21 protein-coding genes are annotated in these 19,903 nt (G+C 49.6%); 11 read left to right on the forward strand and 10 right to left on the reverse strand.

Annotation, left to right across the window (positions count from 1 at the left end):
• Nucleotides 1-13 precede the first annotated feature (13 nt).
• A complete protein-coding gene (locus ACO0LG_RS02740) occupies nt 14-703 on the forward strand; it encodes a carboxypeptidase regulatory-like domain-containing protein (protein WP_423023036.1) in 690 nt (229 codons plus the stop codon).
• Between the two features lie 61 nt (nt 704-764).
• On the opposite strand, the gene ACO0LG_RS02745 is transcribed toward ACO0LG_RS02740, so the two are convergent.
• Entirely contained in the window at nt 765-2,285 is a 1,521-nt protein-coding gene (locus tag ACO0LG_RS02745) for a phage tail sheath family protein (protein WP_423023038.1), read from the reverse strand.
• Between the two features lie 51 nt (nt 2,286-2,336).
• Nucleotides 2,337-2,936: a DUF924 family protein gene (locus ACO0LG_RS02750; protein WP_423023040.1), complete on the reverse strand. Its 600-nt coding sequence runs from the start codon at nt 2,934-2,936 to the stop codon at nt 2,337-2,339.
• Between the two features lie 127 nt (nt 2,937-3,063).
• Between ACO0LG_RS02750 and ACO0LG_RS02755 the strand changes: the two genes are divergently transcribed.
• The 4 genes from ACO0LG_RS02755 (at nt 3,064) to ACO0LG_RS02770 (ending at nt 6,021) form a co-directional block, all read left to right on the forward strand.
• On the forward strand, nt 3,064-3,597 hold the full coding sequence (locus ACO0LG_RS02755) for a GbsR/MarR family transcriptional regulator (protein ID WP_423023042.1): 534 nt from the start codon (nt 3,064-3,066) through the stop codon (nt 3,595-3,597).
• Nucleotides 3,598-3,707: 110 nt separating this feature from the next.
• Complete coding sequence (locus ACO0LG_RS02760) at nt 3,708-4,145, forward strand: thiol-disulfide oxidoreductase DCC family protein (RefSeq protein ID WP_423023044.1); 438 nt, start codon at nt 3,708-3,710, stop codon at nt 4,143-4,145.
• 80 nt (nt 4,146-4,225) lie between these two features.
• Complete coding sequence (locus ACO0LG_RS02765) at nt 4,226-5,551, forward strand: SDR family oxidoreductase (RefSeq protein ID WP_423023046.1); 1,326 nt, start codon at nt 4,226-4,228, stop codon at nt 5,549-5,551.
• Nucleotides 5,548-6,021 (forward strand): DUF2269 family protein, encoded by a 474-nt coding sequence (locus ACO0LG_RS02770; protein ID WP_423023048.1) that lies wholly within the window; start codon nt 5,548-5,550, stop codon nt 6,019-6,021. The genes ACO0LG_RS02765 and ACO0LG_RS02770 overlap by 4 nt, the downstream gene beginning before the upstream one ends.
• Before the next feature lie 80 nt (nt 6,022-6,101).
• Here ACO0LG_RS02770 and ACO0LG_RS02775 read toward each other — a convergent pair whose 3' ends face one another.
• Both ACO0LG_RS02775 and ACO0LG_RS02780 read right to left on the reverse strand, forming a co-directional pair.
• Nucleotides 6,102-6,833 (reverse strand): site-2 protease family protein, encoded by a 732-nt coding sequence (locus ACO0LG_RS02775; protein ID WP_423023050.1) that lies wholly within the window; start codon nt 6,831-6,833, stop codon nt 6,102-6,104.
• A 71-nt stretch (nt 6,834-6,904) separates the two neighbouring features.
• Nucleotides 6,905-7,786 carry a DUF2167 domain-containing protein gene (locus ACO0LG_RS02780; protein ID WP_423023052.1) on the reverse strand — a complete coding sequence of 294 codons (882 nt, stop codon included), beginning with the start codon at nt 7,784-7,786 and terminating at the stop codon, nt 6,905-6,907.
• A gap of 97 nt (nt 7,787-7,883) precedes the next feature.
• On the opposite strand from ACO0LG_RS02780, the gene ACO0LG_RS02785 reads away from it, so the two are divergent.
• The 6 genes from ACO0LG_RS02785 (at nt 7,884) to ACO0LG_RS02810 (ending at nt 14,132) form a co-directional block, all read left to right on the forward strand.
• Nucleotides 7,884-8,063, forward strand: coding sequence for a hypothetical protein (locus tag ACO0LG_RS02785; RefSeq protein WP_423023054.1), 180 nt, complete (start codon nt 7,884-7,886; stop codon nt 8,061-8,063).
• A complete protein-coding gene (locus ACO0LG_RS02790; protein WP_423023056.1) occupies nt 8,060-9,127 on the forward strand; it encodes a hypothetical protein in 1,068 nt (355 codons plus the stop codon). Before ACO0LG_RS02785 ends, ACO0LG_RS02790 begins: the two co-directional genes overlap by 4 nt.
• Before the next feature lie 128 nt (nt 9,128-9,255).
• Nucleotides 9,256-11,316 carry a methionine--tRNA ligase gene (gene metG, locus ACO0LG_RS02795; protein ID WP_423023058.1) on the forward strand — a complete coding sequence of 687 codons (2,061 nt, stop codon included), beginning with the start codon at nt 9,256-9,258 and terminating at the stop codon, nt 11,314-11,316.
• Nucleotides 11,317-11,330: 14 nt separating this feature from the next.
• Nucleotides 11,331-11,810, forward strand: a complete 480-nt coding sequence (locus ACO0LG_RS02800) for a GNAT family N-acetyltransferase (protein WP_423023060.1) — start codon at nt 11,331-11,333, stop codon at nt 11,808-11,810.
• Between the two features lie 174 nt (nt 11,811-11,984).
• Nucleotides 11,985-13,817, forward strand: coding sequence for an aminopeptidase P family protein (locus ACO0LG_RS02805; RefSeq protein ID WP_423023062.1), 1,833 nt, complete (start codon nt 11,985-11,987; stop codon nt 13,815-13,817).
• Between the two features lie 75 nt (nt 13,818-13,892).
• Nucleotides 13,893-14,132, forward strand: coding sequence for a pentapeptide repeat-containing protein (locus tag ACO0LG_RS02810; RefSeq protein ID WP_423023064.1), 240 nt, complete (start codon nt 13,893-13,895; stop codon nt 14,130-14,132).
• Nucleotides 14,133-14,174: 42 nt separating this feature from the next.
• On the opposite strand, the gene phoR is transcribed toward ACO0LG_RS02810, so the two are convergent.
• From phoR to pstC, 6 genes are all read right to left on the reverse strand, one after another.
• Nucleotides 14,175-15,467, reverse strand: a complete 1,293-nt coding sequence (gene phoR, locus ACO0LG_RS02815) for a phosphate regulon sensor histidine kinase PhoR (protein ID WP_423023066.1) — start codon at nt 15,465-15,467, stop codon at nt 14,175-14,177.
• Nucleotides 15,468-15,645: 178 nt separating this feature from the next.
• Nucleotides 15,646-16,332: a phosphate regulon transcriptional regulator PhoB gene (gene phoB, locus ACO0LG_RS02820; protein WP_423023068.1), complete on the reverse strand. Its 687-nt coding sequence runs from the start codon at nt 16,330-16,332 to the stop codon at nt 15,646-15,648.
• A gap of 9 nt (nt 16,333-16,341) precedes the next feature.
• Nucleotides 16,342-17,052, reverse strand: a complete 711-nt coding sequence (phoU, locus tag ACO0LG_RS02825) for a phosphate signaling complex protein PhoU (protein ID WP_423023070.1) — start codon at nt 17,050-17,052, stop codon at nt 16,342-16,344.
• 105 nt (nt 17,053-17,157) lie between these two features.
• Nucleotides 17,158-17,937: a phosphate ABC transporter ATP-binding protein PstB gene (gene pstB, locus ACO0LG_RS02830; RefSeq protein WP_423023072.1), complete on the reverse strand. Its 780-nt coding sequence runs from the start codon at nt 17,935-17,937 to the stop codon at nt 17,158-17,160.
• A gap of 13 nt (nt 17,938-17,950) precedes the next feature.
• Nucleotides 17,951-18,826: a phosphate ABC transporter permease PstA gene (gene pstA, locus ACO0LG_RS02835; protein WP_423023074.1), complete on the reverse strand. Its 876-nt coding sequence runs from the start codon at nt 18,824-18,826 to the stop codon at nt 17,951-17,953.
• Nucleotides 18,826-19,770, reverse strand: a complete 945-nt coding sequence (pstC, locus tag ACO0LG_RS02840; protein ID WP_423023296.1) for a phosphate ABC transporter permease subunit PstC — start codon at nt 19,768-19,770, stop codon at nt 18,826-18,828. The genes pstA and pstC overlap by 1 nt, the downstream gene beginning before the upstream one ends.
• Nucleotides 19,771-19,903 lie beyond the last annotated feature (133 nt).

The raw sequence follows: 19,903 nt of genomic DNA on the forward strand, positions 1-19,903 counted from the left end.
TCAGGAGAAATTGATGCAAATCCAAGCCAAACCGCAATTCCTTAGCAAACTCTGCCTGTCATTGTCTGTTTTGGGATTATTCAGTTATTCCCTGGCTGCCCAGGCAGGCTTGCTGGTGGGGCATTTGACCGACAAGAACGGGCAAGCCATGGGCAATGCCGTCATGTTTGCGACGCCGCTGGACACGCCCTCACCTGCCAAAAAGCCTGGTGACACCAGCGTTGTAGCACAAGAGAATTATGCTTTCAGCCCCTTCCTGACTGTCATACGCCGCGGCACGCAGGTGCGTTTTCCCAACAAGGATAATCACGAGCATCACTTGAAATCATTTTCTCCCGCAAAGGCCTTTGAATTGCGCGTGAATAGCAAAAAAGAAGAGCCTGCGCCCATCGTGTTTGATCAAGCAGGAGAAGTCGCGCTGGTTTGCCACTTCCATGACTGGATGCGCGGTTTTATTTATGTGGTTGATACGCCGTATTTTTCCAAGACGGACGCGTCAGGCAGCGTTGCACTCAATAATCTGCCAGCAGGCAAGTACGAAGTCAAAGCCTGGGCACCGAATATGTTTGGCGAGCCACTGGCACAAACTGTACAAGTGGGTAACGATGGCCCCAGCAGTGTCAAGTTCCAGTTCAATTTCGTGCCCAAAGCACCACCTGCACCTCGCAACTTGAGCAAGAGTGCGACGTTTGGTTATGATTGATGTGATGTGATTTACAAAGGGCACGGCGAAGAACCGGCCCCTCGCAAAAAGTTTAATAAGCTTAGCTCGTTTGCATTTGTTGCTGGAAAGTCAGTACAATAAATTCTGCAGGATGCACAAGCGCGACCTTTACCGTGACATTCATCACGCCATCCAGTATATCTTGCGAGGTCATGGTGCTACCCAGCCCTACACTGACGCTATATGCATCAGTTGCCTTGCTACCAACCAGTGCACCTTCCTTCCACTGCTCATTCAAAAAATTGCTGATCACAGAAGTCACGGCCACCCAAGTCAGGTGAGTGTTAGTCTGAAACACAAAGGGTCGCAGTGCAAATTTTATTGATTGCTCCAACATGATCATGGTGCGCCTGACACTGATATAGCGCCAGTCATCGCTATTCCCCGCCAGAGTGCGCGCGCCCCAAATCAGCAGGCCACCATTGGGAAACGTGCGTATCGCATTCACAGCCATGCCATTCAAGGGCATATTTAAATTTTCCTGCTCCTGATCATTGATAGTCACTGCCGGAGAAATGGCATTGATGATTGTTGTATTAGCTGGAGACTGAAAAACACCAAAGGTATGATCGGTACGCGCATACACCCCCGCCATCGCTGCAGCAGGTGGCAACAAATTGACGCTGGCCACAATATTGTTCATGGAAACCTGATACAGCGGTGACACCGCCATCAGACTTTGATGACGCTGTCGCACTGCCACTGCGTCTCCTGCCTGAGTCAACGAGTTGACGATATTGAGATAAGACTGCAACTTGGGCAAAAGTGCGTCTGAAGCAGAGGGTGGAAATAAAGTGGGTGCTTCTGTCGTCAAATCTGCTACCAGCAAAGGCAAGGTAGCGGCCGAAATCCAGTTGTAATCTATCTCACTAAGGTTAACGATATTTGTGTTCAGCCATGGATAGTAAGCGACACCATATTGATTGAACTCTTCACCCAGCCCGACAATCTTGTAGAAGCCACCACTGCCCGTACCACCTGTGATGGGGTCTTGCGCAGTACCATCGGCGGGCAAATAGCCATTGTGCACATCCAGTATGCACATGATGTGCTGTGATTGCTCACAGCTTTGCAAGGCCAATTGCGACACGCTGGTCCAGTCATCCAGACTAAGATGCAGGGCGTCTGGCATGACTAGCAAATCTGCTTCTGCACAGTCTGCCGCAATCGGCAATGCATTCGCATAGGCGTCTTTGCCAAAAGTACCGGCAGCAATTAATTCATCATACGTGCCAAGAGAAAGTACATAGCAAACCCCACCACCATTATTGAAAAACAATTCCAAACCAAAGTACAGGCCAAAAGCTGGCGCTGCCTTATTGGTCTGGTATGGCGGTGTCGTCTGGCTATAGCTGACGTAGTCATACTCAATCTGCGGCATAGCACCAAATATGTTGATGTACTCATGTAAAGATGAAATGCGTACAGGCTTACCTGCACCGCCGGCCTTGGCTGTATATGCCACAAAGACAGGTATGCCAGTTGGCACAGCCGCGACAGCGCTTGAAAAACCATCCACTTCAATAACATAAACGCCTGGCGTTGCAAGTTGCTCTGTCATGCTTGAATACTCCCTGGTAGTTTATGTGACGATTCTGGCTCCAGGCTGGATCTAGAAAGATGAGCCGGGTCCTGCCAAGAATGTCAATTCATCCGCGGTAGATGCGCGCCCGAGTATCGCATTCCTGTGCGGGAAACGGCCAAAGCGGCCAATAATCGCACGGTGCTTTATCGCGAATTTATAAAAACCATCAAAAATCTCGCGCTGTGCTTCTGGCACCTCGCGCCGCAATGCGTCATACAAGGCAACCGACTTGTCCTGATCTGCCAGCGATTCTGAATGTTCGAGCGGCAAATAAAAGAATACTCTTTGTATGGGGCGCAACTGACGGTCTGCCTGCAATTGCAGGCCTGCCTCACAGTAAACCCTGGCTTGCTCATCATAGGCAAAAGACTCAGGCAGGTTCCTGTACATATTCCTGGGGAACTGATCACAAAGAATAATCAATGCCAGCCTGCCCTCGGCAGTATTTTCCCAGCCTGACAATTCATCCTGTATGGCTTGCTCGGTCAGGTTGGCAAAGCCATCCCTGATCGCCGCATCCACGTCATCGCTCTTGGACCACCATAGCTTGGCCTGGGATTGCGAGGTTTTGGCATCGTCGGTATCCAAGCCAAACCAGAAATTCAATACTGCATGCACGTCATCCATCTATGCCCCTCTTAAATTTAAGCCTCATTAGGTCTCATACTGAGTAATTTTATCTTTTGATCAAGGAAATAGATAATTCTTTTATTTCTGTCTTGACTGAAATAAGGGAATTAAGTACACTATGCTCATGGAACTTACACCCGTCAAACAAAAATTTATCCTGCACTGGGGCGAAATGGGCACCTTATGGGGTGTTAACCGTACCGTGAGCCAGATTCATGCCCTGTTGTATATCGTAGGCTGTCCCATGCAGGCAGAAGAAATTGCAGATACCTTAGGTGTAGCAAGATCGAATGTGTCCAATTCGCTCAAAGAACTGCAAAACTGGAAGCTGGTGAAACTGGCGCATGTCATGGGTGACCGCAGGGCACATTATGAAACGTCGCTAGATGTCTGGGAATTGTTCCGCACGGTAGTGCGTGAACGCAAGGAAAGAGAGTTCAATCCCACCATCGCCACTTTGCAACAATGCCTGGATAGCCCGGATCTGGAGCAGGAAGACAAGGCTACTCAGTTACGTATAGCAGAAACCCTGGCGCTGATGAAGACAGTCACCACCTGGACAGATGAAATGCTGCGGTTGGAACCGAATACCCTGATGAAACTGTTGAAGATGGGTGCAGCAGTACAAAAATTTGTGCGGGGGGATGATAAGCAATAGCATTGCAATCCATTGCCATGCGAGAAAAATGCCTCGGCATTTTTTTTGAAGATAAATTTCTGTTTAGACAGAAACATCAGAAATAAAAGTTAAAGCTGAGAAAGATTAAAATGAGCGACTATCCACTGACCCTTTTGTATGACGCATCCTGCCCTGTTTGCAAGCTGGAGATGGACAATTTGCGTGAGCGCGATCAATTGAATAAATTGAATTTCATTGATGCTTCAGCACCTGGTTTTGATGTCGCAAAATATGGCGTGCGTTTGACAGAAGTGATGCGCGTCATTCATGGCATCAAACCCGATGGTACAGTCGTGACTGGGGTGGAAGTCATACACCTCGCCTATCGTGCTGCGGGCCTTGGTTGGCTGACAGCATTCAGTAATTGGCCCATACTCAAACCCATCTGTAACTGGGGCTATGAGCATTTCGCCAAAAACCGTCACTGGGTTTCTGAAGTATTTGCAGATTCCATTTTGCGCATTGCTGCCAGACGTGCTGAAAAACGTAGCCGTGCTTGCAAAGAAGGTCGCTGCGACATCAAATAGAATTTATGCAAAACCGACACAGTTGCATTGCAGCATATTGCCGGGACCATTTTGCGTAAGCTCTTAAAAAGAACAAGATCATGAAAATTCTTATCTGCGGCGCCCAAGGTTTTTTAGGTCGTCATATCAGCCAGATTTTGCAGGACGCGGGGCATGAAGTCTGCCACGGTGTACGCAAACCCAAGTTACCTGAACGCCTTACTGATCCTGCAGAAATAGCGATCAATTATGCCCAGGATACCGAGCCAGCTATCTGGGAAAAACGTCTGCGCCGCCTTGGACAAATTGATGTCATCATCAATGCTGTCGGCATACTCAATGAAACGCCAGAATTAAGTTTCGATGCCATCCACTGTGATGCACCTGCAGCCTTGTTTTATGCGGCCGCCAAATGTGGCGTCAAAGCAGTCATACAAATATCTGCGCTGGGTGGTTCGAACGAGGATGAGCATTCTGGAATCTTGACAGGCTATATGCAAAGCAAGCGCGCTGCTGACAAGGTGCTAATTGATCTCGGCCCTGGCGGCATCAGCTACCTGATCCTGCGCCCTTCTTTGGTGGTTGGCATTGATGGTGGCAGTAGCCAGTTATTCCGCGGCATGGCCAGCTTGCCAGCTCTTGGTTTACCTGGCCGTGGCGAACAGCAGATACAACCCGTGCATGTAGATGACTTATGCGCAGCAATCTCAATCTGGCTTGCTGATGAAAACCGTCATAGCATGGTCTTGAATGCAGTCGGCCCGCAAGCCATGTCTTACCGACGCATGCTGGAAATTTATCGATTAGCCATGGACATGCCCGAGCAATGCATGTTTTCTATCCCCATGCCTGTGATGCGCTTCGCTGCCAGTGCTGCCACACTGTTGCCGCAAAATCTGCTGACGCCAGACAGCTTACGCATGCTGGAGCAAGACAATATTGCTGATGCCACCGACTTTGTTGCGCATCTTGGCAGGCCAGCAAAATCACATAAAGACTGGTTCACTGGGATCCCCGGCAATATGCTCGCCAGCAGCGCGATTGCAGGCTGGAGCCTGCCATTGTTTCGCTATGTACTGGCCTTGGTCTGGTTTGTTACTGCGGCGGTATCTTTTGGCCTTTACCCCATCTCCGGCAGCCTGGCTTTATTGCAGCCTTTGGGACTTAGCGGAGAGACCGCGATGTTCATGCTGATGGCTGCATCGACCCTCGATTTATGCTTGGGTCTGGCAACCTTGCTCTGGCCAAGGCGCATTTTATGGCTGATGCAGATTGCCCTGATTGTTGGCTATAGCGGCATCATTGCGATTTACTCGCCTGAATATTATTTACATCCATTTGGCCCGGTCCTGAAAAACTTGCCCATCCTGGCTTTACTCGCTTATTTATTTGCTCATCAAACAGATACACGAAAAGACACAAAATGAACACCTATCTCTTGCTTAAAACCCTGCACGTCTTGTCTTCTGTCTTACTGGTTGGTACCGGTTTTGGCTCGGCGTTTTATATGTTCTTTACCAACCGCAGCAGGCAATTCAAGGCGCAAGTCGTGGTCGCACGGCTGGTCGTACTGGCCGACTGGTGCTTTACCACACCTGCAGTGATTATCCAGCCACTGACTGGCTTTGCCATGGTACACATGGCAGGCTGGCCCTTGAGCACACCCTGGATCATGTGGTCTTTCGTCTTGTACCTGTTTGCCGGTGCCTGCTGGTTGCCTGTGGTATGGCTACAAATACGCATGAAAGCCATGCTCGAAATTGCAGATGCCAACAACACGACTGTGCTGCCAGAGCAGTACTGGCGTTATGCAAAAATATGGGAATGGCTGGGCTACCCTGCATTCATCGCCATGATAGGTGTGTATTTCCTGATGGTGAACAAGCCGAGCTTTTAAATAGGTCTCTCAACCAGCGCAAATAGCGGGCAGGCTGAACCACAACACATTTCCATCTATAAGGGTGAGGGGTGTTCCAGCTAAATACCTTTGACCTGACGTGCCGCCTGCACCAGTTCGTGTACATCATTCGTCATGACAGCCAGAAACGCTAGCAAGATCAGATAATAAGCAGCATAGGTGAAACGTACCTCACCAGACATATCGTAGTAAGCCTTGTTCTCTTCCGCCTCGGGATCATATTTCCAGGCACGCCACAATTGTGGCCAGGCCAGAAGGCCAATGATGATCAGCATGGGGCTCGGGCGATAATAAAACAAAGCCAGCAGGACCGGCACGCCGACAAACCAGATGCGCGGCGTGAGCACCGCCGTAATGCGGCCACCATCAAAGGGCGACAGCGGTATCATATTGAACAGGTTCAAAAAGAAACCTGAATACGCTACTGCCATCAATAAATCGCTATCGTAATTACGGGCAAGGAAATAACAAAGGATAGAACCAACAGTGCCAGCCAATGGCCCGCCGAGGCCAATGTATGCCTCGGTCTCGGCATCGTGTGGCATGTCTTTCAATTCTATCCAGGCACCAAGAAAAGGAATGAAGGTAGGCAGACCGACATTCAGACCGCGCTGGCGTGCCGCGATGTAATGCCCCATTTCATGCACAAACATGAGCAACACAAACCCCACGGCATACCACCAGCCAAATATCCAGGCATAAACAGCGACAGAAATAATCATGGTACCGCCCGACGCCAGCAATTTGCTAAATTTGACGCCAGAAAAGAGCAGTAACAGCAGCTTCATCATTTTTATTACATCCTATTTATTTTTGCCTGGACTTCATTCTTCAAGCTCTTTAGCTTCAAGCTTTTATAACTTTACGCTTTATTGCGGCCAAACAGCTTGCCTATCAATGCGCCCAAGCCTACCACGGCAACCAGTGCCAGTTTGGCAAACTTGGCAAAGAAAGCAAAGATCAGGGCAAACAGACCCAGCTTTTTGGCAGCGACACCGGCAACCAAAGCTGCCAGGCCATACTCAGCTACTTTGTCGGTACTGATATTGAAATCGCTGTAACGCTTGCCGTCTGTAAATTCCAGATGCCCCAATAAATCTTTGGCGATGGATTTTTGTTGTGGCAATTCGTTCAATGCTGTCACCAGGTTCAGGCTGATATAGCCTTCACGGCCCAGAGCATAAGTATTGTAATTCACGCCCTGCCTGTCGCTGCTGCCCTGCTTATCCTTGGTAATAGCGGACCATACCAGCCTGTGGGTTGCGGCTTCGTAATTAGGTTTTTCTGCCCAACCCACGAGTTGCATTTCAGGGATACCGCGCTGTACGCGTTCTTTATTTCCCTCTTCCGTACCTTCCTTTAAGCTTTTCAGCAAATCGTCGGCATTCCAGTCTTTGGCATCATCATCTTTGATATAACCAGATTTTTGGTAGCGTGCGACAATCATCCAGTGTCCTTCTTCAGGGAAGATGGCACCAAGCAAACTGGGGTCAGAGGAATTGCCCATGGCACGCATGATGCGGCCAGCCTCAGGCATAGGGATAAAAATTTGGCCAGCTGGCACTTTCAATACCGCCTGATCTATCATTTTGATTTCTGCCGGACCTGCCTGCATGACTTTTTTTGCTTCGTCAAAGGCTGCTTTCACTTCGGCATCAGCAGCCGCATTTTGCGCATAAGCAAAATGGCTAAAAACTGCAACAAATACGGCTAATACCCACTTTAAAAACTGCTTGGCGATCATGTTCATTCCCTGTGAATTTATATTTTTGATGAGCAATTTGGCATTCTGGCATTTGCTGATCATTTATTGAGTACCGCGAATTAAGTACTGCAAATTCATGGATATTGTGCATTTACACGCACTTAGTTTCCATAAAGTTAAGCATAATGCCTTGAAAACTGGACTAAATCAAATCCATGCTTCGCTGTTAGAAGTTAAAATAGAGGCCTCAGCTAAAGCTCTCATCACAAATAAGCCGCTTGCTTTATTGATTTGGCAGGCGCAGGCAAAATCATGACCACCCCCACCGTTAATCCAGCTACAAACCCAGAAAAATCTATGGAGATATTGCCTGCGGCAACAGTCGCAGTAGCAGCGCAGCATCTGCGCGATGTTCTGCAACTGGCGTTTGAGCATACTGACCAACATCAAGCTGTAGTCGTATATGACCAGCGCTGCCCTCTGGCGGTGGCACTGACCAGCGCCTATCGCACTTGTCTGCACGATGCACGCTTCATCGATTTTGATGCAGAGACACCAGAACTGATTTTGGCAACATTAAACAATTTGCGAGCATCTGACCTGGCAGTACTGATACAGTCCACCAATTTTCGCCTCGAAGCCTACAGGCTGCGCGTGGAGTTATTCAAGCGTGGCTTGAAAGTCATAGAACATCCCCACCTGGCACGCATGGAAGGCGATGAAAACCTGTATTACATAGAATCGCTGGCCTATGACGCCAATTACTACCGCGGTACTGGCAATGCCCTCAAACAAAAAATCGATAGCGCAAGCCATGGCGTGGTCGATAGCGGCGGTGCCGAATTGCTCTTCAGTGGCCGTCTTGAGCCAGCCAAACTCAATGTCGGCGATTATCGCCAGATGAATAATGTCGGCGGTCAGTTCCCTATCGGCGAAGTGTTTACGGAATCGGTAGCGCTGGAAGACGTACATGGCCAAATCCGTATCTTTGCCTTTGGCGACACCACCTTTACAGTCAACCGCCCTGAGCAACCGATCACCCTGATTGTGGAAAAAGGCCAGGTCGTTGATACCATCAATTCCACGCCTGAATTTGATCAAGTGCTGGCTAATATCCGTGCTGACGACAGCGTGGTCTGGGTGCGCGAACTGGGCTTCGGCATGAACAAGGCCTTTTCCAAGGACAAGACCGTGCGAGATATCGGCACTTACGAGCGCATGTGCGGCGTCCATTTATCTTTGGGTGCCAAGCATGGCAGCTACGCCAAACCGCATATCAAGCGCGGCGAAGGCCGCCATCATGTCGATGTATTTGTCGTCACTGAAACGGTAAAGCTCGATGATGAAGTTGTCTACAAGAACGGTGCCTGGATAGTTTGATTGACATCCATTATCAAAATAACACAAAAACCTCTTTACTATTAACCCGGTTCAGGGCATCGCGGCTGCAATCTGTGCATTCGCTGTTAGAATAATGCTCTTGTCCGTTCATAAAAAGTGCATCAACCATGACCCGTAAGCTGTTTGTTACCACTGCCCTGCCGTACGCCAATGCGCCTTTCCACCTTGGTCACATCATGGAATATATCCAGGCTGACATCTGGGTAAGGCATCAGCGAATGTCGGGTCACGAGGTACATTTCGTCGGCGCGGATGATGCACACGGTGCACCTATCATGATAGCGGCTGAAAAAGCTGGCATCACACCACAGGCTTTTGTGGCGCAGATCGCTGCCGGACGCAAACAATACCTCGACGGCTTTCATATACAGTTTGATAACTGGCATTCAACCGATGGTATAGAAAACCATCAATTGTCTCAGGACATCTATCGCAAACTGAAATCTGCTGGCTTCATCACCAGCAAAACCATAGAACAGTTCTTTGACCCGGTCAAAAACATGTTCCTGCCTGACCGTTACATCAAAGGCGAATGTCCTAAATGCGGTGCCAAGGACCAGTATGGTGATTCCTGCGAGGTTTGCAGCGCCGTCTATGCGCCGACAGAATTGAAGAACCCTTACTCTGTCCTGACCGGTGCGACACCGATCATGAAATCATCTGAGCATTTTTTCTTCAAATTGTCTGATGAAAAATGCGTGGAATTCTTGCGCGGCTGGGCTTTGAAAGACAACCGCCTGCAATCCGAGGTGGCGAACAAATGCAAGGAATGGCTGGAAGGTGAAGGAGGTCTGGGTGACTGGGATATCAGCCGTGATGCGCCTTATTTTGGTATTGAGATTCCTGACCAGCCGGGCAAGTATTTCTATGTCTGGCTGGATGCTCCCGTAGGCTACCTGGCTTCATTGAAAAATTATTTCGGTAAAATCGGTCGTGATTATGACGCTTTCATGGCTGACCCGACGACTGAGCAAATCCATTTCATTGGCAAAGACATTACCTATTTCCATACCCTGTTCTGGCCCGCAATGCTGAAGTTCTCTGGTTATAAAACACCAGATAATGTGTATGCGCATGGTTTTGTCACTGTCTCCGGCGAAAAAATGTCCAAGTCACGCGGCACGGGCATTTCACCACTGCGCTATCTGGAAATCGGCATGAACCCTGAATGGTTGCGTTATTACTTCGCTGCCAAGCTCAATGCCAAGGTCGAAGATCTGGACATGAATCCGGAAGACTTCGTCGCGCGCGTCAATTCTGACCTGATCGGCAAATACATCAACATCGCTAGCCGCGCTGCCGGCTTCATTAGCAAGCGCTTTGATGGCGTGGTAGCGACAGACTGGGCGACAGCGGATGATGTATTCCTCAACAATCTGCGCAATGTGGCACCAGAAATCAACGCCTTGTTCGAAGCCCGTGAATATGGCAAAGCCCTGCGCGCTGCTATGGAGCAGGCTGATCTGGTGAATGCCTATGTTGATTCCAACAAACCTTGGGAATTGGCGAAAAAGCCAGAGAACGATGCCAAGTTACAGGAAGTCTGCAGCCGTTTGCTGGAAGCATTCCGCATCCTGACCATCTTCCTGAAACCGGTCTTGCCACAATTGGCAGCACAGGTAGAAGCACAATTGAATATCGCCCCGTTGCAATGGGCAGATGTTGCGACGCCATTGCCACACCACCACAAGATCAATCCTTACACGCATTTGATGCAAAGGGTGGATTTGAAGATATTTGACGACTTGTTTGATGCACCGGCACTACTAGCCGCACCTACTGCTGAATCTGCGGAAGTCGCTGCTTCTGACATGGAACCATTGGCCGAAGAAATCAAGATCGACGACTTTGCCAAAGTTGATCTGCGCATTGCCAAGATCGTCCACTGCGAACATGTAGATGGTTCAGACAAACTCTTGCGCCTGACGCTGGATGTGGGTGAAGGCCGTACCCGTAATGTGTTCTCTGGCATCAAATCAGCTTACCAGCCAGAACAACTGATAGGCAAATTCACCGTCATGGTGGCCAACCTGGCACCACGCAAGATGAAGTTCGGCATGTCAGAAGGCATGGTATTGGCGGCATCTGCTGCTGATGAAAAAACCAATCCAGGTTTGTACATACTGGAAGCATGGCCTGGTGCGCAAGCCGGTATGCGTGTACGTTAATACCTGACCATTGTATGAATATTGTTGTCCGTGAAGCTGCCATAGAAGATGCGCAACTCATCGCGCATCTGACCCGCACTTGCTGGAATGACAAGGTGGCCGCCACTTCCAGCGGTCATCATGAAAGCAGTGACCGCGTCTGCAATGATTTAATGCAGGGTGGCGGCTTTGTCCTGTTACTGGATGATGAACCGATAGGCTCGGTGCGCTGGTTGCCACTGGATACAGAAAATAATTGCTGGGAAATGCTGCGCATGGGCGTGCTACCGGCTTTTCGGGGGGAAGCCCTGTCCCAGCATTTGCTGGAAGCCGTCATCCATGCCGCGCAAGCATCTGGCATAGAGGAGTTGCGCTTAGGTGTCCGCAATGACCAGCCTCGCTTACTGGACTTGTATGCTGCATTTGAGTTTGAACTCGCACCTGAGCTTGAATATTCCCATGCTAATCCAAATGAACCTGCCCCGCATGTCATGCGTCGATTCTTGAAAAATTAAAGAAATCGGCATACTTGCTCTTATCTAATATATTTTAGGTATACTCCCCTACAATTTTGCAAATCCAGGCAAGTACTGACATTTGATTAATGCAATCAGACTTAGCCTGCATTGACGCAGTCTTCGTATTAAACTTACCCTCATTCCTGTCTATCCTGCTTTGGAAATCCATCCATGAACAGCCCTGTTAGCTCTTCCGCCATCACCTCCCCTATTCCTGACCGTCTGGTGCAATTGCGCGCTGCCATGCTGGCTCAGGGGCTGGATGCGTATATCGTGCCGTCCTCCGATCCGCATTTGTCTGAATATTTGCCTGACTGCTGGCAAGGGCGCAGCTATTTCTCGGGTTTTACCGGCTCGGTAGGTACGCTGATCGTTACTTCTGATTTCGCTGGCCTGTGGGTAGACAGCCGTTACTGGAGCTCGGCAGAAGTAGAATTGGCACCGACTGGCATCAAAATGATGAAAATCGCCTCAGCCGAAGCTACGCTGTACATAGACTGGCTGGCCAGCAATCTGCAGGCTGGGCAAACTGTGGGGGTAGATGGCGCTGTATTGGGGTTGGCAACTGCCAGGGCACTGGAACAGGCTTTGCAAAGCAAGGGCATCACTTTCAATACCAGCCACGATCTTTTGGATAAGGTGTGGAACGAACGCCCCAGCTTGCCGCAGGCGGCCATCTATGAACATGTAGCACCCTATGCCGTAGTTGCCCGCGCCGATAAACTGGCGATGATACGCGAGCAGATGCGTAGTAAAAACGCTGACTGGCATTTTGTTTCCACCGTCGATGACCTTGCCTGGATTTTCAATTTACGCGGCGCTGATGTCAGCTATAACCCGGTATTTGTTGGCCATGCAATGATCAGCCAGACTGATGCAAAGCTGTTTGTATCCGCAGGCAAAGTCCCGGCAGAACTGGCAACTGTATTGGCAAAGGATGGCGTCAGTCTCGCAGATTACAGTGTTGCAACATCTGCATTGGCTAATCTGCCCGCAGGCAGCAGCATCATGATAGACCCGCGCAGGATTACTTATAGTTTCCGTCAAAGTATCCCTGTTGGTGTCAGCGTCATCGAAGCCATCAATCCTTCCGTGTTTGCCAAATCCCGCAAGACTGCGGAAGAAGCGCAATTTGTTCGTGAAGCCATGGAACAGGATGGCGCAGCGCTGTGTGAATTCTTTAGCTGGCTGGAAGGTGCGCTTGGCAAGCAGCGTATCACCGAGCTGACCATTGATGAAGAAATCTGCGCTGCCCGCGCACGTCAGCCTCACTTTGTATCACCCAGCTTTAATACCATTGCTGGCTTCAATGCCAACGGTGCCATGCCACATTACCGCGCCACCAAGGAATCACATTCCGTGATAGAAGGCGATGGCCTGCTGCTCATCGACTCTGGCGGACAATACCTGAATGGCACGACGGACATCACCCGAGTAGTCCCCGTAGGCCAGGTATCAGAAGCGCAAAAGCGTGACTTCACCCTGGTCTTGAAGGGCATGATCAATCTCTCACAAATGCGTTACCCGCGTGGCACCCTGTCGCCCATGCTCGATACCGTGGCCCGCGCTCCTATCTGGGCTGACGGCGTTAACTATGGTCACGGCACTGGTCACGGCGTAGGCTATTTCCTGAATGTGCATGAAGGCCCGCAAAGCATTTCCCCTGCGATAGCGGAAGCCCATATGGCGATGGAACCTGGCATGATTACCTCCAACGAGCCAGGCATTTATCGCCCAGGCAAATGGGGCGTCAGGATAGAAAACCTGCTACTGAACGTGCCAGCCATGCAAACCGAATTTGGCGAGTATCTGGAATTTGAAACCCTCACACTCTGCCCCATAGACACGCGCTGCATCGCGGTTGGCTTATTGCGCGAAGACGAAATCAAATGGCTCAATGATTATCATGCTACGGTCTTGCAACGCCTGTCGCCACGCGTCAGCGGTGCGGCGCTGGAATGGCTGAAGGAAAGAACCAAGCCTTTGCTGCGATCAACCAACTAATCTGACTGGCTGACATTCTTATTTACCCACTGTTACGGCAGTGGGTAATCACCAATTTAATGTGAAGAGACATCTATGGAAGAGAGCAAACTTTTGCAAGGCAGGGATTTTCATCGTATGGATTTGGCTGACTCAAATTTCAATGAAGTAAATTTGCGGGCCAGCAAATTTTTTAGCGTTGATCTGGAAGCCTGCCGCTTTGCAAACTGCTCATTTAAAAACATCACTATAGAAAGCAGCGATGTTACCGGCATGAAAATCAATGATATTCCGGTCTCAGAGTTACTTCGCATCTATCACGAAAACAAAAAATAAGAAAAGCCGCTGATACAATTTTTTTATCTTGAAACCCAGCTTTTATACACTGACCGCCGAACCCGGAAACTGCACGCAAAATTTACTACCTACATCCGGCGTAGATTCAATCAGCAAATTCGCCTTGTGCCTCAGCAGCACATGTTTAACGATCGCCAGGCCCAGGCCTGTTCCCTGGGTCTCGCGCGAACGGCTTTTATCAACTCGGTAAAAACGTTCGGTCAGGCGTGAGATATGCTCAGCGCTGATGCCTATGCCATCATCCTGCACCGCAAATTTAGGACCATTCGCAGTATCTATCCAGCTGATCTTGATATTACCTTTCTCTGGGGTATAGCGGATCGCATTCGTCACCAGATTGGTCAGGGCACTGCGTATCTCATCATTACTGCCACGGATGTCGGGGCCGGTACATTCCAGCGTGATTTTATGCTTGCCAGCAGACAGTGCATGCGCTTCTTGCAATATCTGCTCAAGTAAACCCAGCATGCTGATACGCTCTGGCCGCGGCGGGTAATCAACAGACTCCAACCTGGTCAGGGTCAGCATGTCTTCTACCAGGCGCTGCATGCGCTCACCCTGCTCTGTCATCAGTTTCAGATGCATATTGCGAGTGTGGTTATCCAGATCCTCCTGCATGGAGGCGATTTCCAGGAAACCATTGATGACCGTCAACGGGGTACGCAATTCATGCGAGGCATTGGCGATAAAGTCGCGCCGCATCATGTCTATGCGTTCTGATTCAGTCACATCATGCGTCACCAGAATCTGGCGGCGGTTTTCAAACGGGATGATGTGGGCGATCAACTTGCGGTCGCGGAATGACAGCGTCAATGGTGTCTCGTAGCGCCCCAGGATAATGTAATCCATGAACTCAGGGCTGCGTACCAGATTGGTCACGCGCATGCCCTTGTCCTGCGCATGGCTCAGGCCCAGATGACTTTCTGCTGCCGGGTTACACCATTCCAGAAACAGTACGTCATCCATGATAACCACGCCATCTGGCAACAGGGTCATGGCCTGGCGAAAACGCGCGAGCCATTCTGCCAACTCAGCCTGATTTTTTTCATCATCACGGCGCAGTTTATACAGGCGTGAAAATATATCGGTCCAGGCACCCCAGCCATCAGGCAGGCGTGAACTATTCGGGTTATCCAGCCAGTCAGCCAGGCGCTGCAAATAAAATAGCTGCACACAAAACAGGACAACCATGCCGATCAAGCCTAGCAGCAAACCGGTTGCCGGGCCCCACAGATAGATAGCAGATGCTGCCCCCATAAAAACCAGGAAGAGGCGTACAAATGCAGAAATCCAGAAAATAAGGCGTGGAGACATATGGTGTCCTGATGGTCATCTTTATTGCTTGGAATATAAAGAGCAAATGTAATGATATAGGTTTTGCGGGTATCAGTGAGCAGTGTTTGTCGCCATTTCAAAACAGGAATGGCGCTGCCACACTGCATATGCTTACGCAGTGTGCCATGCAGTAAATAACACTACCGGGACTAGCCGTCTATTTTTCAGACAGCATGTAGCCAACGCTACGCACGGTCTTGATCAGGGATTCTGCATTCTTCAAGACTTTGCGCAGACGCAGTACGTGGACGTCTACCGTCCGCTCTTCGATGACGACATGGTCACCCCAGACTTTGTCAAGCAACTGGCTGCGTGAAAACACGCGTTCAGGATGCGCCATGAAAAATTTCAGCAGCTTGTATTCAGCATGACCGATATCGACCTTGTTGTCTTCTATCTTGACCGTGCAGCTGACAGGGTCAAGTACCACCGTACCTGCGGTCAAAGCGGTCTGGGCATGCTCAGGGCTCTTGCGGCGCAACAAGGCCTTGATCCTGGCGGTCAGTTCACGCGGTGAGAAAGGTTTGGTCACATAATCGTCAGCACCGTGATCAAGGCCAGCGATCTTGTCTTCTTCCATGCTTTTTGCAGTCAGCATGATGACGGGGATTTCATTGAACTGACGGTCTGAGCGTATCTTGGACAACAGACGCAAACCACTCTGATCCGGTAACATCCAGTCCAGCAAAATCAATTGAGGCGTACGGCGCTGCAAATATTCCCAGGCTTCTGCTGTTGTATTGACGGCAAAAGTGTTCCAGCCGGCAGCCCGCAGGGAAAAACTGACCAGTTCTACGATTGCCGGTTCATCTTCTACGATGAGTATTGTTGTGTCTGTAGCCATTATCAATAATTAATTCTGTTGTTCCTGCTTGCTAGCCACATAATCTGAATGACGGATATCCTTGCCCTCAACGATATAAATCGTATGTTCAGCTATATTCTTGGCATGATCCCCGATACGTTCGATCGCCTTGGCGACCCAAAGGGCGTCCAGGGAAGATGATATCGTACTTGGGTCTTCCATCATGAAAGTAATCAGATTACGCATGATGGAGCGAAAATCATTGTCAATCAAGGCATCCTGGGCAATTAGCTGTACAGCCTTGCCGCCGTCAAGACGGGCAAAGGCATCGAGAGACTGATGCAACATGTCAGCCACGCTGCTGGCCAGTACACGCACGGTTTCATAGCCACTGAACATCGGCACGCCACGTTTGCCAGCTGCTGCATCTCTGGAGATACGGGCAATTTTAGTCGATTCATCACCTATGCGTTCAAGATCAGTGATGACCTTGCCGGTTGCCATGACAGTGCGCAAGTCATTCGCAGCTGGCTGGCGCTTGACGATGAGGTGGCTGCACATGTCGTCCAGTGCCACTTCAAGTCGGTTGACTTCGAGGTCAGACTGGATTACGGCTTCTGCCTGTACTGCGTTACCAGTACGGAAGCAAGACATCGCATCGTGAAAATGGCTTTCCACCAAGCCGCCCATCAACAAGACCTTGGAGCGTATCGTCTCAAGATCCATATCATATTGTTTTGAAGAATGTACGCCTGTCACAGGTCTCTCCTGAATTCGCAATTGCAAAATATAAACGCAGCCATCTCGCGCAATATAATCCATCCATGCTACTAGGGATAGATCTGCGCAAACATGTTACGTCTGTTAGCCGAAACGGCCAGTAATATAGTCTTGGGTTTCTTTCTTCACCGGGTTCATGAAGATATGGTCAGTCTCACCAAATTCGACCAGTTCACCCAGGTACATATAGGCAGTGTAGTCGGAGCAACGGGCTGCCTGCTGCATGTTATGGGTAACGATAGCGATGGTGTATTCCTCTTTCAACTCATTAATCAATTCTTCGATCTTGACTGTAGAGATAGGGTCGAGTGCTGATGTTGGCTCATCAAGCAGCAAGACTTCTGGTCTTACGGAGACACCACGGGCAATGCACAGGCGTTGTTGCTGACCACCAGACAAACTCAAGCCGCTTTTATTGAGTTTATCTTTGACCTCAGTCCAGATGGCAGCTTTTTTCAAAGCCCATTCAACGCGTTCATCCATCTCACCCTTGGACAGGTTTTCATACAGACGCACACCGAAAGCGATATTGTCATATACCGACATAGGGAAAGGTGTCGGCTTCTGGAATACCATGCCTACACGGGCGCGCAGCAAGTTGATGTCTTGATCGGCATCGAGGATATTTTTACCGTTATAAATGATGCTGCCTTCTGCACGCTGGCCTGGGTACAGGTCGTACATGCGGTTCAGGGTGCGCAATAAAGTCGATTTACCACAGCCTGATGGACCGATAAAGGCAGTGACTTTTTTGTCGTAGATATTCAAATTGATATCGCGCAGGCTGCGTGTCGCACCATAAAAGAAATTCAGCCCGCCGATTTCGATTGCTTTTTTCTGTTGGTTGTCTTGAGTAGTAGTCATATCGAGGCCAGTATTAATGCTGTGTTTTTTGGTTAAACAAAGTACGCGATAAAATATTCAAACCGAGAACGCTGAACGTGATCAGCAAAGCGCCACCCCAGGCCAGTTCACGCCAGTTGTCGTAGGGGCTCATGGCAAACTGGTAAATCACCATTGGCAAGTTGGCCATAGGCTTGTTCATGTCGGCGCTGAAGAATGAATTGCTCAAAGCAGTGTGTAGCAAAGGTGCTGTCTCACCGGAAATACGGGCAACTGCCAGCAAAATGCCTGTCATGACACCTGCTTTGACGGCACGCAAGCGTATCAGCAAAGCTACTTTCCAGCGTGGTGCGCCGAGTGCAAATGCTGCTTCACGCAAACTGGTTGGCACCAGACCCAGCATATTGTCCGTAGTACGTACAACGACGGGAATAGCGATCAGGGAAATCGCAATACTGCCAGCCCAACCAGAGAAGTGCTTGACGTTGGCGACATAAATCGCATACACAAACAGGCCGATCACGATAGACGGAGCTGACAACATGATGTCGGTCACAAAGCGGGTAACAAAACCAAACCAGCTTTTATCACCATACTCAGCCAGATAAATACCTGCCAGAACACCTATAGGCGTGGAAATGACCGTGGCACTGACAACCATCACGAAGCTGCCAAAGATCGCATTCATCAAACCGCCACCATCGCTACCAGGCGCAGGCGTTGATTCTGTGAACATCGCGATATTAACGGCACTCAATCCTTTGGTGACCAGGGTAAACAATATCCACATCAGGAAGAATATGCCCAGTACCATGGCAAGTGACGACAGACCTATCCCCAGTTTATGCGCCAACAAACGACGTCGATAAACCGGATTACTGGCAGATTGCATTGTTGTTGTGTTTTCCATTATTTCGCTCCTTCTTTTCTGGACAAGCCCAGCAACATCAATTTGGCAGCAGACAGGACAATGAAAGTGATCAGAAACAAAATCAAGGCAAGATAAAATAAAGAAGATGTGTGAAGGACCGTTTCTGCCTCTGCAAACTCATTCGCCAGAATCGAAGCAATACTATTACCAGCAGCAAACAGCGACCATGACAGATGATGCGAATTACCGATCATGAAAGTGATGGCCATGGTTTCGCCAAGTGCGCGACCAAGACCCAGCATGACGCCACCCACTACACCTATTTTTGTATAGGGCAGTACAATCTTGCGCACTACCTCCCACTTGGTGCAACCCAGGCCATAAGCAGATTCTTTCAATACCGGCGGTACGACTTCAAACACGTCGCGCATGACCGATGCAATGAAAGGGATGATCATGATCGCCAGAACCATACCGGCGGAAAGCATGCCTATGCCTATCATAGAGCCAGAAAACAGCACGCCTATCACAGGCATCTTGCCCAGCGTGGCGGCCAATGCTGGCTGTACGTATTGCGAGAACAAGGGGGCAAATACAAACAAACCCCACATGCCATAGATAATACTTGGTACACCGGCCAGCAATTCAATTGCCGTGCCCAATGGACGCTTAAGCCAGTTGGGACAAATCTCGGTCAGGAACAGGGCTATGCCGAAACTGACAGGGAAGGCGATTAACAGAGCGATGAAGGAGGTCACCAGCGTACCAACAATGGCGACCATGCCACCAAATTTGTCATTGACCGGGTCCCATTCTATGGTCCAGATGAATGACAGACCAAATTCCTTGACAGCTGGAATCGCGCTCAGGAACAAAGAAATAATAATACCGACCAGCACCACCATCACAAGGGCAGCGAAAGTAAAGGTCAGTTTATGAAAAAAGAAATCTTGCCAACGCTGTCGGCGCATTACTGCAGCCATTTTCGCAAGGTCGATCTGGCCGGCCTGCGGTAGTGCGTTATTAGCGATTGGGATTGCAGTTGGTGCAGTCATGTTGACGGAGGACATTTGGCTGGTCATGGGTGTCTTTTCCACCGGAAGGTAATCCGGACAG

Origin of the sequence: Undibacterium sp. Ji42W (assembly GCF_049340405.1) — a bacterium.
Classification (GTDB): Bacteria; Pseudomonadota; Gammaproteobacteria; order Burkholderiales; family Burkholderiaceae_D; genus Undibacterium.